The organism is Cytobacillus sp. SAFR-174 (assembly GCF_051964675.1).
Lineage (GTDB): Bacteria > Bacillota > Bacilli > Bacillales > Cytobacillaceae > Cytobacillus.
Window position 1 is genome coordinate 51,241 of the sequence record NZ_JBQCMZ010000016.1, and the last position, 12,984, is coordinate 64,224.

Annotated in this window: 14 protein-coding genes; 5 read left to right on the forward strand and 9 right to left on the reverse strand. The window is 42.7% G+C overall.

Translation table 11 applies throughout. The features are described from left to right. Positions 1 to 310 precede the first annotated feature (310 nt). Positions 311 to 535, reverse strand: a complete 225-nt coding sequence (locus ACTHRG_RS16320; RefSeq protein ID WP_076260266.1) for a hypothetical protein — start codon at positions 533 to 535, stop codon at positions 311 to 313. Positions 536 to 631: 96 nt separating this feature from the next. Between ACTHRG_RS16320 and ACTHRG_RS16325 the strand changes: the two genes are divergently transcribed. The 3 genes from ACTHRG_RS16325 (at position 632) to ACTHRG_RS16335 (ending at position 2,144) form a co-directional block, all read left to right on the forward strand. Further along, positions 632 to 997, forward strand: coding sequence for a DUF488 domain-containing protein (locus ACTHRG_RS16325; protein ID WP_076260268.1), 366 nt, complete (start codon positions 632 to 634; stop codon positions 995 to 997). Between the two features lie 68 nt (positions 998 to 1,065). Continuing rightward, entirely contained in the window at positions 1,066 to 1,347 is a 282-nt protein-coding gene (locus ACTHRG_RS16330; RefSeq protein WP_061794303.1) for a GNAT family N-acetyltransferase, read from the forward strand. Positions 1,348 to 1,361: 14 nt separating this feature from the next. Further along, the gene (locus tag ACTHRG_RS16335; RefSeq protein WP_076260270.1) at positions 1,362 to 2,144 is read left to right on the forward strand and encodes an alpha/beta fold hydrolase; all 783 of its coding nucleotides are present in this window, start codon (positions 1,362 to 1,364) and stop codon (positions 2,142 to 2,144) included. 170 nt (positions 2,145 to 2,314) lie between these two features. Here the strand turns inward: ACTHRG_RS16335 and ACTHRG_RS16340 are convergent, their stop codons facing one another. From ACTHRG_RS16340 to ACTHRG_RS16360, 5 genes are all read right to left on the reverse strand, one after another. Further along, a complete protein-coding gene (locus ACTHRG_RS16340; protein WP_440231636.1) occupies positions 2,315 to 2,818 on the reverse strand; it encodes a hypothetical protein in 504 nt (167 codons plus the stop codon). Then, entirely contained in the window at positions 2,815 to 3,192 is a 378-nt protein-coding gene (locus tag ACTHRG_RS16345; RefSeq protein ID WP_248348734.1) for a hypothetical protein, read from the reverse strand. Before ACTHRG_RS16345 ends, ACTHRG_RS16340 begins: the two co-directional genes overlap by 4 nt. Before the next feature lie 355 nt (positions 3,193 to 3,547). Continuing rightward, positions 3,548 to 5,155, reverse strand: a complete 1,608-nt coding sequence (locus ACTHRG_RS16350) for an FMN-binding glutamate synthase family protein (RefSeq protein ID WP_076260276.1) — start codon at positions 5,153 to 5,155, stop codon at positions 3,548 to 3,550. Between the two features lie 15 nt (positions 5,156 to 5,170). Further along, positions 5,171 to 5,800: an NAD(P)H-binding protein gene (locus ACTHRG_RS16355; RefSeq protein ID WP_076260278.1), complete on the reverse strand. Its 630-nt coding sequence runs from the start codon at positions 5,798 to 5,800 to the stop codon at positions 5,171 to 5,173. Between the two features lie 179 nt (positions 5,801 to 5,979). Continuing rightward, entirely contained in the window at positions 5,980 to 6,828 is an 849-nt protein-coding gene (locus ACTHRG_RS16360; RefSeq protein WP_440231638.1) for a YitT family protein, read from the reverse strand. Between the two features lie 228 nt (positions 6,829 to 7,056). On the opposite strand from ACTHRG_RS16360, the gene ACTHRG_RS16365 reads away from it, so the two are divergent. After that, positions 7,057 to 7,242 (forward strand): hypothetical protein, encoded by a 186-nt coding sequence (locus ACTHRG_RS16365; protein WP_035326541.1) that lies wholly within the window; start codon positions 7,057 to 7,059, stop codon positions 7,240 to 7,242. 392 nt (positions 7,243 to 7,634) lie between these two features. Here ACTHRG_RS16365 and ACTHRG_RS16370 read toward each other — a convergent pair whose 3' ends face one another. The 3 genes from ACTHRG_RS16370 to ACTHRG_RS16380 form a co-directional block, all read right to left on the reverse strand. Continuing rightward, complete coding sequence (locus tag ACTHRG_RS16370) at positions 7,635 to 8,864, reverse strand: PucR family transcriptional regulator (RefSeq protein WP_440231639.1); 1,230 nt, start codon at positions 8,862 to 8,864, stop codon at positions 7,635 to 7,637. Between the two features lie 121 nt (positions 8,865 to 8,985). Then, positions 8,986 to 10,449: a sodium/proline symporter PutP gene (gene putP, locus ACTHRG_RS16375; protein ID WP_440231640.1), complete on the reverse strand. Its 1,464-nt coding sequence runs from the start codon at positions 10,447 to 10,449 to the stop codon at positions 8,986 to 8,988. Positions 10,450 to 10,593: 144 nt separating this feature from the next. Next, positions 10,594 to 11,511 (reverse strand): proline dehydrogenase family protein, encoded by a 918-nt coding sequence (locus ACTHRG_RS16380; protein WP_440231641.1) that lies wholly within the window; start codon positions 11,509 to 11,511, stop codon positions 10,594 to 10,596. 261 nt (positions 11,512 to 11,772) lie between these two features. Between ACTHRG_RS16380 and ACTHRG_RS16385 the strand changes: the two genes are divergently transcribed. Further along, positions 11,773 to 12,927, forward strand: coding sequence for an ABC transporter substrate-binding protein (locus ACTHRG_RS16385; protein WP_440231642.1), 1,155 nt, complete (start codon positions 11,773 to 11,775; stop codon positions 12,925 to 12,927). The last annotated feature ends 57 nt before the right edge of the window (positions 12,928 to 12,984 follow it).

A 12,984-nucleotide genomic window follows, 5' to 3' on the forward strand; every position in this document is an offset into this window, starting at 1 on the left:
TCGTTATTTCACTAACTGTGATTATTTTAGGTGTTTTAAGTGGAATCGTTGGTTGGCTTATAGGGATGTTCGTCAGTAATAACTTAATGTAGAGTACAGCATGTAACGAGGGAGTTAATCGAGATTGGAACGAACGGGTATTAGCTCAATAAGAACGACTAATTTATTACAAAGAAAACTCGCCATTTTAGGGGCGAGTTTTGCTATTTGTATGCCATATTGGATGTCAAAGGACTGTCATTTCTGTGCATTTTTTTAGAAAAGTACTTCAAAACGGAACCCTTTTCTGTGTAAGATGGGGATTTTTTGCTCATATGATTTTGGTCAGATCCTTAGGACTTTCAATCTTCATTTGCTCCAATTCGAGCTTCATCTTTTCTGTTTCAAGCAGAAAGTTTTCCTGCTTCAGCTTTTCCAGGGTGATTTCATCTTTTATCATATTATGTTTGATCTTTGCGAGTTTTTGAGTGTGAACAGTCATGATGGCAATGATGGGAATAGAGAAAATCATAATCACGGCAATAGTACCTGTCAAATTTCCTGCACCTCACATTTGATTGAATTAGAAAAAATTGTATATTATGTTTATAATAATAGCAAATCACAAGGGATATACAAGGGGTGTCTTAAATTGACCGGAATTTTCATTAAAAGAATTTATGACCCATACGAAGAAGAGGACGGCTATCGGGTGCTGATTGACCGGCTGTGGCCCCGCGGAATTAAAAAGGAAGATGCCCGTTTGTCAGCATGGGAAAAAGAGGCTGCGCCGAGTCATGAACTGAGAAAAGCATTTAACCATAAGCCTGAGCTTTTTGAAGATTTCCGGGAAAAATATCTTGAAGAGCTGCGGACACAAGACGGTAAAATCCGCAAAATAGATGAGCTGGCAAGAATGGCAGAAGAGCAGAATGTTACATTATTATATGCTGCGAAAGATCCCATTCATAACCATGCGCGGGTTTTGTGTGAGGAAATCACGAGGAGGAAGGTTTAGTCTCTCCAAAAAGGAGGGAAAGCAAGATAGAAAGAATAGAGTTCATCTTAAATACAGGAGGAAATGATATGAATACAGATATCCAAAAAGAAGAAAACCGGTTTTTTATGAATGATGAAGAAGGGAATATGATAGCGGAAATTACGTATATTCCAAGCGGCGATTCTGTCATAACCATAGACCATACATATGTAAGCGACTCCCTGCGCGGACAGGGAATTGCAGGAAAGCTTCTGGAAAGCGTTGTTCAGGAGGCACGCAGCAAGGGATATAAGATTGTGCCTGCCTGCTCATATGCCAAAGCTGTTTTTGACCGAAAGAGCGAATATCAGGATTTGCTTGCAAACTAAAGGAGGTTTTCAGAATGGGCGCAAAAAGAATAGATGTAAATGGAACAGCCATTTCATACTATGATGAAGGCAAAGGGGAGCCGCTTGTACTGCTGCATGGATTTTGCGGCAGCAAAGATTACTGGGCAAGGGTCATTCCATTATTGGCAGAGGACTTTCGCGTGATTGCGGCCGATCTTCCGGGGCATGGAGAGTCAGGACTGCCGGATGGCGAACCCTCTATTGAGAGGATGGCTGAAGCAATCAAAGGGGCTATAGATGAGCTGGAACTTGAACAAGTATCTCTTTTCGGCCATTCATTGGGCGGCTATGTAACCCTTGCATTTGCTGAAGTGTATGAGGACAAGCTGAAGTCCTTTTCCCTTATCCATTCAACAGCCAGCCCGGATTCTGAAGAAGGGAAGAAGGGAAGGGATGTCGCTGCCGGTAAAATTGATAAAGAGGGAATGGAATCCTTTATAGATGGACTGGTGCCGAAGCTGTTTGCACCAGGGGAGAAACTTCCCGAAGAAATTCAACTGGCAAAAGAAATTGGCTATCGTACAAGTGCTGAAGGGGCAAAGGCTGCCCTAAAAGCAATGAAACAGCGCGGTGATCGCAGTCATGTTTTAAAAAAGACAGAGCTGCCGGTATTAATTGTTGCTGGAGAACAGGACGAGATTGTCCCTCCTGAGAAATCATTTGCAGTCAAAGAATCTAACATCAAGCAGGTGACCATTGATGATGCGGGGCACATGAGCATGTACGAAGCACCGGAAGAACTGGCTGAGGTTATCCGCGGGTTTTTGAAAGAGTAAGCAGTCTTTGTTTTGGAGCGCACATAAGATTTTTTTTCCGCACATAAAAAATCTTATCCGCACATAAATTGGCGTTATGCGCACAGAAAGGTTCCTGTGCGGCCAAATTAATCATTTTTCGATTGAAATATAAAAAAAAGCTCCTTTTCAAGCCGAAAAGGAGCTTTTGCTTATTTAAAAATTACCGAAATGATTTCGTCCGATGTCATTCCGCTTTCTATTTCAAACGTGCCGGGACGCAGATCATTCTCGAGACCGCGTTTTTCTACATCTTTATAGAATTGGATGCCGCTTTCAATAATATGGGCTTTTTCAAGCGCGTTCCCAACATCAATGCTGGTCATGCCCATTGATACGGTTAAAATAGTCCGGTAAACAACTTTTTCGCCGGTTTTGTCATCGGTCTTCTTTTCTGCTTTATCCTCTTTTTTCTCGCTGGACTTTGCGGCAGCAGCGAGCTGCTTGCTCCATTCATCTTCTGTGTTGATGACGTAGCCTTTGGATGCCAGCAGGTCAATCATTTCTTCATCTGACAGCTTTTCCGCTTTCTCTGTTTTATCCGCTGGTTTTTCAGTACTCTTGGCTTCAGAAGGTCCAAATAGGTAAACGCTTCCTGTCAAAATGGCAGCCGCTAAAAGGCCCGCTGCAAAACTGCGCAAGGAATTTGGTGTCATTGGGCAACCATGCTCCTTTCACCCTTGTTCGCTGAATAAGGCAAGAGCATCAGATCAACCTCGTTAGGCGTAAGCTGTTTTTTTAATGCAATGCTTTCATTGGAATATCCGCGTTTATGCATATCCAGTACTTCGCGAAGCAGCAATCTTTCTTCTGATGGCCCGCTCATAGCTCCTGATTGCTTAGCCGTAATCTCCGCGTCCAATTCAATATTTCTGATCTGCTGCTGAAGCTCATGAATTTCATTTTTTAGTGTAAAAGTAACCTGATCAATTTGCTGCTCAATATTTGATTTCGACTGCGCCGTTTTAAAAAACGATAAAATGAGCAGCACGACTGCTGAACCAAATAATATGGCAATTACCCATCCCATCCTAAAATCCTCCCTTATGTAAACACTTTTTTTCTCGGTATCTATTTTTTTACCAAACTAAATTATACCTTTATTGCGGGGGGATTTCGAATGATAACCTCAAAATAACACGATAGTCCTGTTTTTATCGCAGTTTAACGGGCAGTAAGACCCCTTTTTCAAGACTCAGAGGAATCAAAGGAGGATAAGTGGGGGTCTAACTGCCCGTAAAAGCCCGATTAGTTCAACTAACAATCAGTGGGGGATAAAGAACCCCCCACTGATTGAAGTTTCACTTTATGTCAGAAAAAGGTGCGGATGGTAAATCTTATTTCTTATAAAAACCCGGACCATTCAGGACCGGGCTTTCATTTGTTTAGTTTTCCTTCTGCAGCTGTGCGCGTTTGGCGGCATGCAGAATATCCTCGATAGGAGAGACTCTCCCGAATTTATCTTTATGGACAATATGTTTTCTTTCAAACTGGGTGGGGTTATCAATTCCTGCCGCTGCCGCCAGATTGTAAAGCCCTTCTCTGAGCGAAATGACATAGTTGCAGACACGGTAATGCTTTTCCTCAACAATTAATCCATCCTGAAGCTTTTTGTCGGTTGTCGCCACCCCTGCCGGGCAGTGATTGGTATGGCAGACACCGGCCATAATGCAGCCGACGCTGATCATAAAACCGCGGGCGATATTGACCAGATCCGCTCCCATCGCAAGCGCAATGGCAATTTTATCAGGAGTGATTAATTTACCGGAAGCGATGATTTTCACACGATCCCGTACCCCATACTCCCTCAGCATTTCATCGACAACTGTCAAGGCGGATTGGATAGGGAGCCCCACACTGTCTGCAAGCTCCTGATAAGTCGCCCCTGTTCCGCCTTCGCCGCCATCCACTGTGATGAAATCAGGGCCTTTGCCGCTCTCCTTCATATAGGAAATCATGTTTTCGAGAGCATCCAGGTCACCTACTACAATTTTCATACCGACAGGCTTTCCGCCAACACTTCTGAGCTCCTCTATAAAATCGAACATGGAAGGGACATTATCAAATTCATAGAAACGGTTTGGACTATTAATGGTTTTGCCGACTTCGACAAGCCGGATACTGGCGATTTCTTCGGTTACTTTTTGGCCTTCCACATGGCCGCCGCGGGTTTTTGCACCCTGTGCAAGCTTGAGTTCAAAGGCCTTGACCTCAGGTATTTCACTTTTCTTTTTAAATTCTTCCCATGAGAATTCCCCATTGGCCTTTCGGACACCGAACATATCAGGACCGATTTGCATAATGATGTCGGGACTGCCGGCTAAATGATATTGAGAAAGGCCGCCTTCACCGGTATTCATCCAGGTTCCTCCTGCAAGGCCAAGCCCTTTGGAAAGGGCCGTGATGGCTTTTTCACCGAGAGATCCATAGCTCATGGCCGATTGTCCCACAAGTCCCTTGACCCTGAATGGCTGCCGGCAGCTGTTTTCTCCCAGTACGACCGCATCCTCATCCCGAAGATAGTAAGGATCAGCCAATTTTTCTTCGCTGTGCTCCTTTCTTGAAAAAAGATTATCCCCATCGACCTTATAAACACGTGTGTTTATTTTCCTTGTATTATCCACCTTCATTTCATCAACCAGTTTTGGAAACAGGGTGTTTCGTATATAAAAGCCTTCTTCGTCAAAATTCCTTATCGATCCGAAGCCTATTAATCTTTCTTTGTATTTGCCGGCTTTCACAACATCCTGGTATTCCTTTCTGGAAAAAGGCTTGCCTTCTGTATCATTATTGAACAGGTACTGTCTTAGCTCAGGCCCCACATTTTCTGCGAAATAGCGCACCTTTCCGATTACCGGGAAGTTCCTCAGTATGGAGTGCTGCTTCTGCCTGTCATCTTTTATATACCAATATATAAATAGAATGACAGGGACGAAAATAACCAATGAGATAAATACGAATAATGCAATGACAAGGTAATCTGTTAAACTCATTTTATCCTCCTTCTATTAAAACTGGCTTAGGGCTTCACTGATAGGGGTGTCTCCCGAGGCTGCTTCAATGGTTGAATGAAAGATCGCTTCCTGGTCAAGGGACTCGACCAGAACTTCAGCAGCATCCTCTCGCGGTATCTCAGCCTTTCGGTCATGGATTTTCTTCGACAGGGTAATGGTTCCATTCCCGGGATTGTCCGTCAATTGGCCAATCCGAATCACTGTGTATACTAGATTGGCAGCTTTAAGCATATCCTCCGGCAGATCCTTCGCCGCAATTTTGCGTGAAGGGTCTGTTTCGCTTTCCTCCGCTTTAACTGCACTCAGCATCACAAATCGCCTGACATTTGATTTTTGTGCCAATTGGATGATGTCGGATATAGATTGGTGATCGACCATAACGGTTTTGCCCGTATGTTTTTTAGGATTGACGCCTGTTAAATAAATCACGGCATCTGATGCCTGAAGATAGGGGATCAGCTTCTCCTCGTCATAAACAATTGCCTGTGCTGCTCCCAGCTTGATCAGATCTTCCAATTGGTTTTCATTTGCCGCAACGGCAAGAGCTTCATGCTTCCTGTCAGCGAGCTTCCTGATTACATGCTCACCGACATCTCCATTGGCACCGATTACAATCACCTTCATGCTAACGCCTCCTTTTTTACCTTTTTTCCACAAGGGGTTTATTTAAAACCAAAATCAGGCAAACAAAAAAGCGGCCCATTAGGAGGACCGCGCTGATTTCACTATAAATCGATACATGACTGAGGAGTTTCACTGTATATAAAATAAAGCTCCATCCTTTGCGGATGGAGCTTTGCCGTTTAGGCCAGCCGTTTAAAATTCTGTCCGAGTATTTCATTCATCGTGTGTACTGTGATAAATGCTTTATTGTCAACCTGGGTAATATAGCCTTTCAGCTTAGTAAAATCTTTTCTGCCCAGGATGGTTGTAATGACTTCTTTCTTATCTGAAGTGAAGGCACCGGTTGCCGTGTGAATGGTTGCACCCTTCCCCAGTTCATGAACTATATAGGTTTTAATTTGATCACTGTGGTGGCTGATAATCACAATTTCCTTGTTTGAATTGAATTGCTGAAGTGCATAATCAATCACAAATCCATTAATAATGACTCCAAAAAAGGCATACATGCCGACTTGCGGCCCAAATAGAACGGCGGAAGACAGGGCAATGGCTAAATCAGCCAGAAGCACTCCTCTGCCAACTTCAATATTTAAATATTTATTAAAAATCATAGCGATGATATCTGTACCGCCAGTGGAGGCCTGCTGGTTAAACACAATCGCCATGCCGGTTGCGGCGATGCATTGCCCAATGATCAGCTGAATAAGCAAGTCATCACTAAGCGGCTGAGCCATCGGGGCGAACTTCTCAAGCGCCCACACATAAAAGGACAACGCAAAGCTTGCATAAATGGTTTTTGCCCCAAAACCAGATCCAAGAAAAACAAACCCAACTGCAAACAAAATCAAATTGACAAGAATCATGAATGTACCGATTGAGAAATCTGGAAACAAATCATTCATGATAATCGACAATCCGCTGACCCCTCCAGTTGCTAAATTATTGGGGGACAAGAAAAAATGGACATTTATAGAAACCAGGAAAGCTCCCAGGTTGATCATCATAAAAGAAAACAGTTTTTGCCGCATCGCCGCAACCTCCTTTTTTATAGTTTTTTTTCGGATTCCGTAAAAAGTGGAACAACGGGATTATAAAGCCCATCGAGACCCTTTGTAAAGGGAATGAGAGGAAAAAAATAAGGTTTAATAATTATGAAAATTGGAAGGGATTTCACCAGGGGGGTGCTAATATCTATTTTTGTATAATTCTTATATAATAGATATGACTAGCACGAGCACGAAAGGATGTAAGAAATCTTGAAAAATAGAAAGCTTATTGTCATTCCCATTATGATACTTGTAGCCGGGGCTGCCATGTGGATGCTGAATAAGGATTATCAGCAGATAGACCTGATGATCCGCTTGATGATAGCAGCCGGTGCAGCACTATTATCAGGTGTTATCTCCTATTTTTTATTCAAGCCGGAAAAAGAAGAACAATAAATTGCCTGCTCCCTGGAAAGGGGACAGGCATTTCATTTTTGGGGAACTTTTACAATTCTGATGCGTATATAAGCTGAAGGGAGCTGATAAAGGTGAACCATGTTAAAGAATGCCCGAGATGCAAAGGGACAGAATTTGCAGAAGGCACTGACTATGTGGCAGTCAGGCCATTGAATAAAAAACTCTCAGTCGGATCTCAAAAAATCTTTCGCTTTTGTTTAAGCTGCGGGGAGATTGTTTCTATCAGAGTTGAAAATCCAGGCAAGTTTAGAAGCAAGTGACGGAAAAAGAGGCGGGATGAAGCGGAAAGGCAGGGAGCAGCTAGGAAACCGGTCGCCAAGAGCGCTCCATGAATCATCCTATGTGCATTTCATCCTCAACCACAGCCTCTCCTATTTCCTCCGCTTAAGCAGCTGTAAATCTATGTACAGCTGGCATCTAGTATTAAAGTCGTCAAAGTCAATTGAGGTCAGGTCAGTAATTTGTTTCATCCGGTATTTTAATGTATTGGTATGGATGAAAAGCTGTTCCGCTGTCGGCTTGAGGCGACAGTTGTTCAATAAATAGACTTCAAGCGTCTTCAGCAGGCTGGTTTGGGTCTCCAGATCTTTTTTCTGCAGCTTCATAAGATCTTCATTTTCATAATTGGTCTTGCTGTTATGCTGGGCGATCGGTTCCAGGTAACGGAACACCCATAGTTTTTTATACTCATAAGGCAGCTCTTCAGGAGAGCCGATGAATTTGGCGGCTTTGATGACCTCCAGGGCCTCTCTATAGCTTTTACGAAGTTTGAGGATGGATGAGTATTCTCCTCCGATTCCTGCATACACAGTCTGCTGCCTGAATTGGCTTAGAACGGTGTTGGTTAATTCGTGTGCGTCTTCTGAAAGGCTGCCGGGTGCAGGAGAGCTGCTGCCGATCATAACGATGATTTCATGCTGATTCGTAAAGATGTGAGCGGGGTGGCTGAGAGCATTAGCAAACAGCCGAACGGTTTCATTTAATTCCGCAAACATCTCTTCATCTCCCTGTACGACCGTAAATACATTGATGATAAAGGCCTCCGGGAGAATGATTTTCACATTGGCTGCTTCCCACTTAATCTGATCTTCCGTGTGATACGTACGATCAATGATTTTTTGATAAAATTGATGTTTTTCTTCTTCTTTGCGGAGCTTCTTCAGGTTTTTCTGATATAAAAGCTTTCCAATATGGAAGGAAACGTCATGAAGAAACTTCATTTCGCTTTCTGACAGACTGCCGTCCAATTCCTGAACCCAGATAAATCCAAGTATCTGCTCTTTATATTTAGCGCTTACAACTACACGCTGGTTAAGGCCGATTTCTTCCATCTTCTTAATTCTAAAAGGCTCAGGGATTGTCTTTAACTGATCAACAATGCCTTCATCCATAAATTTCTCCAAAATGGGAATCGGCCATCTCTTCGAAAATATGGTTTGCTGGTTCGCCAGATCAAAATGCTCTATATAATACGAGCTATAAGCCAGCAGCGAGAATTGCTCATCCTCGATGACAACAGGCTTCTTCAAAAAAGTGCTGACCATTTCTGTAATCTCATCAATTTCAGTCAAAGTAAGGATTTTCTCCAGCGGCTGGCTCATTAAGCTCCCTCCTCATTATTGCTGTTCTTATTATAGTGAAAAAAGGTGACAGGCACCACCCGGATTTTGCCGAAAGAAAAAGGACTGGGCATTTTCTTAGCCCAGTCCTGATAAGTCTAGTTTATTTTAAGGATTTTTCAAAGTCTGCAAACTGTTTTTCAACTTCAATAGATGGCTTCTCAGTCAGAAGACTCACCACGATGACGGCAATTAAGCTGGCAGCAAAGCCTGGAATCATTTCATAAAGGAAGTCGGATAATCCGGCTTGAGACCAAATGATGACAGTGCTTGCTCCAATAATCATCCCTGCTAATGCTCCCCATCTTGTCATGCGCTTCCAGTATAAGCTGAGAATGATAAGCGGACCGAAAGCGGATCCGAAACCAGCCCATGCATAACCCACAAGGTCGAGAATCGTTTCATTTTTCTCCCATGAGATAAATAATGCAATGACAGAAACCAGCAATACAGATAATCTTCCTATTGTAACCAATTCTTTATCTGTAGCAGAGCGGCGGAAGAATGTCTTATATAAATCTTCCGTTAATGAGCTTGAGGTTACTAGCAGCTGTGATGAGATGGTACTCATGATAGCCGCAAGGATTGCCGAGATTAAAAAACCGGTAATGATCGGGTGGAATAAGACCTCGCCAAGGAGGATGAAGATCGTTTCGGGATCTTCGATGCTAATCCCTGTATCCGCCACATAAGCAATTCCCACAAAACCAGTCAGCATAGCGCCAATACTCGAGAAAATCATCCAGCCCATCCCAATGCGGGTGGCTTTCTTGATTTCTTTAACAGAACTGATAGCCATAAAGCGGACGATAATATGAGGCTGCCCAAAATAGCCAAGGCCCCATGCAAAAAGGGATACGATGCCTAATAGACTTGTCCCTTTAAAGATATCAAGGAAAGCCGGATTGATTGTTCTGGCAGTATCAATTGCCGGCCCAAATCCTCCTACATGAAAAAGGGTTACGATTGGTACAAGAATGAGGGCAAGAAACATAATCAAACCCTGAACAAAGTCTGTCCAGCTAACCGCAAGAAATCCTCCAAAAAGTGTATACGCAACCACAACACCTGTAATGATCCATAAACCTGTGTGGTAGTCCAGCCCGAAAGTGCTCTGGAATAAAACTCCCCCGGAAACCATGCCTGATGATACATAAAAGGTAAAGAAAATTAAGATAACTAATCCCGAAATCAGGCGAAGGATTTTGGAAGTATCCCCGAATCGGTTTTCTAAATAACCGGGAATCGTAATAGAATCATTGGCTACCTCAGTATACGTGCGGAGCCTTGGTGCCACATAGATCCAGTTTGCCCATGCTCCAAGAGTCAAGCCGATGACAATCCAGGAAGCGCTTAGGCCAGTGGCATACATGGCTCCAGGAAGGCCCATCAAAAGCCATCCGCTCATATCGGAAGCTCCCGCACTTAAAGCGGTTACCGCAGGACCCAATGTTCGTCCTCCGAGCATGTAATCTGATAGATTGGAAGTCCGTTTATACGCATAATAGCCAATCCAAAGCATTCCAATCATATACACAGTAATGGATATTATTAATGCATAATCCATTTTGTCAGCCTCCTTTTTGTTGGTTTAACAAAATATTTAGATAAAATAAGCGATGAGAAAGCGGTGGTTTGCTTTCTCATTACCTAGAAATCAAGAATGGTTTCTTTTATTATAGTTATTATTTAATATTTTGGAAGAAAAATATTATTTTTTGAAAATGCCCTTAAAAGCAAATGCAATATTAGCCGGCCGTTCAGCAAGCCTTCTCATGAAATAGCCATACCAGTCCATGCCGTATGGTACATAGACACGCATCTTATAGCCTTGCTTTGCCAGCTCCAGCTGTGTTTTATTCCTCATGCCATATAGCATTTGGAATTCAAAGCGATTGTTTGGAATGTTATGCTTCTTTGCTAATTTTTTTGTGTACTCGATAATCTGATCATCGTGGGAAGCTATTGCTGTATAATTTCCATTTAACAGACTTTGCTCAATTAACTTCTTATAGTTTTCATCTACATCTGTCTTTTCAGGAAATGCATGCTCCGGTGATTCTTTATAAGCCCCTTTTACCATTCTTAAGAAAGGCTGGTATTTTCCCAGATCCTCGAGGTCCTTTTCAGTCCGGTACAGGTACGCCTGCAGAACCGTGCTTACAAAGCTGTACTTCTCTTTAAACTGTTTAAACAAATCGATAGTGGCCTGGCAGCGCGGAACATCCTCCATATCGATTGTCACCATGATCTTATGCTTCTCGGCAGTATCAAGAATTCTGGTCATGTTTTTCACAACAAGATCATGATCGATATCCAGGCCAAGGGAAGTCATTTTAAGGGATACTTGTGAATCCAGTCCTTCTTTGCTGATCATTTCTATAGTTGAAATACATTCCTCTGTCCGTTCATTTGCCACTTCAACAGAGTCAACAAATTCACCCAAATGGTCCACTGTTACAGAAAGTCCCTGGTTATTCAGGTCTCTGATAAAACGGACGCTGCTTTTGAAATCAACTCCGCCAATTAATTTACCTGCGGCAAAACTTCCGCCTCTGTTTTGGGCAATTTTATTCAGTAAGCTATTTTTTGATAAATATAGAAAAAAGTCTCTTGTAATCGCTTCCATTTTAACAAGCACCTCCAATGGTTATATCTTTAGATTAATCTTACAATTCTGTGACAAGTTACGACAATGTTCATAAAAAACAAAGATTCTATAATTCTATTGTTGACAGCAGACAATGAAAGGCTGCATTTTCCATATTCCGCTGCTAATTAATATGTAAGAAAAGTTTCCATATTATTGTTTACAATGACAAGCATTTGTATTTAAATAGTAATATAGTTTTGAATATTAACTTATTTCTGAAAACGGGGGTTAGAGAAAATGAGAAAGCAGTTAAAGAAATTTGCTCAATTTACAGCATTGTCCAGTTTGCTTGTCCTCTCTGCATGCGGCGGCAACCAGGCTGCAGGGGATGAGGAAGGGGAGAGCAGCGGAGGAGCAGTGAAAGCGGATATTGGAGTTATTTCTTATATCAGCGGACCTGGTGCAGCTTATGGTGAAGCTATCACAAATGGGTTAAAACTAGCACAGGAAGAAATCAATGGCAACGGAGAAGTCAAGATTAACCTTGTAACTGAGGATTCCGCCGGTAAGCAGGATCAGGCATTGACAGCAGCACAAAAGCTTATGAATTCCGAGAATGTGACAGCCATTATCGGGCCTACCTTAAGTACAGAAATGAACGTAGTCGGTCCGGAAGCCGACCTCAACGGAGTGCCGATCATGGGGACTTCCACAACGGCAGAAGGGATTCCGCAAATTGGGGACTATGTCTTCCGCAACTCACTGCCTGAAGCATTGGCGATTCCGGCTGCAATAGATAAAGCCATTGAAAAATATGATGCTAAAAAAGTAGCAATTCTATATGGAAATGATGATGTTTTTACAAAATCAGGCTTTGACACAATGAAAAAAGCAGCGGAAGAGAAGGGTCTTGAAATCTTAACGATTGAAACGTTCCAAAAAGGCCAATCAGATTATAATGCTCAGCTGACAAAAATTAAAGGTTTAAAACCGGACCTGATTCTGGCTTCGGCTCTATACAATGAAGGTGCGGTCATCATGGATCAGGCCAGGAAAATGGGCATCGATGTTCCATTTGTCGGAGGAAACGGCTTCAATTCTCCTGAGGTCATCAATATTGCAGGGGATGCAGCGGATGGCCTGATTGTGGCAACTCCCTGGTATGGTGAAAAAGAAGATGATAAGGTCAAGGAATTTGTAAGTAAATATGAAAAGGAATACGGCAAAAAGCCGGATCAGTTTGCAGCACAGGCATACGATGCGCTTTACATAATGGCTGAGGCATTGAAGAATGCAGGCGAAGCTGATCGTGATGCACTCCGGGATGCTCTGGCAGAGGTCAAGGGCTTTAATGGAATTCTTGGAGAGTTCTCTTTCGATGAAGAAGGAGATGTCGTGATGGATCCGACCGTTTTAGTTATTGAAGAAGGAGCATTTAAGGAATTTAATTAAAAAGCTGTGAAAGTGAAGCTCTGGCGCCTTCAGTGCCAGAGCTTACTTTTAAGAAAA

Excerpts from the sequence above, each read along its gene's own strand:
- ACTHRG_RS16350 (WP_076260276.1), bottom strand. The coding sequence starts at position 5,155 with ATGAGTTTAACAGATTACCTTGTCATTGCATTATTCGTATTTATCTCA.
- ACTHRG_RS16385 (WP_440231642.1), top strand. The coding sequence starts at position 11,773 with ATGAGAAAGCAGTTAAAGAAATTTGCTCAATTTACAGCATTGTCCAGT.
- ACTHRG_RS16335 (WP_076260270.1), top strand. The coding sequence starts at position 1,362 with ATGGGCGCAAAAAGAATAGATGTAAATGGAACAGCCATTTCATACTAT.
- ACTHRG_RS16360 (WP_440231638.1), bottom strand. The coding sequence starts at position 6,828 with ATGCGGCAAAAACTGTTTTCTTTTATGATGATCAACCTGGGAGCTTTC.
- ACTHRG_RS16370 (WP_440231639.1), bottom strand. The coding sequence starts at position 8,864 with ATGAGCCAGCCGCTGGAGAAAATCCTTACTTTGACTGAAATTGATGAG.
- putP (WP_440231640.1), bottom strand. The coding sequence starts at position 10,449 with ATGGATTATGCATTAATAATATCCATTACTGTGTATATGATTGGAATG.
- ACTHRG_RS16380 (WP_440231641.1), bottom strand. The coding sequence starts at position 11,511 with ATGGAAGCGATTACAAGAGACTTTTTTCTATATTTATCAAAAAATAGC.
- ACTHRG_RS16330 (WP_061794303.1), top strand. The coding sequence starts at position 1,066 with ATGAATACAGATATCCAAAAAGAAGAAAACCGGTTTTTTATGAATGAT.
- ACTHRG_RS16340 (WP_440231636.1), bottom strand. The coding sequence starts at position 2,818 with ATGACACCAAATTCCTTGCGCAGTTTTGCAGCGGGCCTTTTAGCGGCT.
- ACTHRG_RS16355 (WP_076260278.1), bottom strand. The coding sequence starts at position 5,800 with ATGAAGGTGATTGTAATCGGTGCCAATGGAGATGTCGGTGAGCATGTA.
- ACTHRG_RS16345 (WP_248348734.1), bottom strand. The coding sequence starts at position 3,192 with ATGGGATGGGTAATTGCCATATTATTTGGTTCAGCAGTCGTGCTGCTC.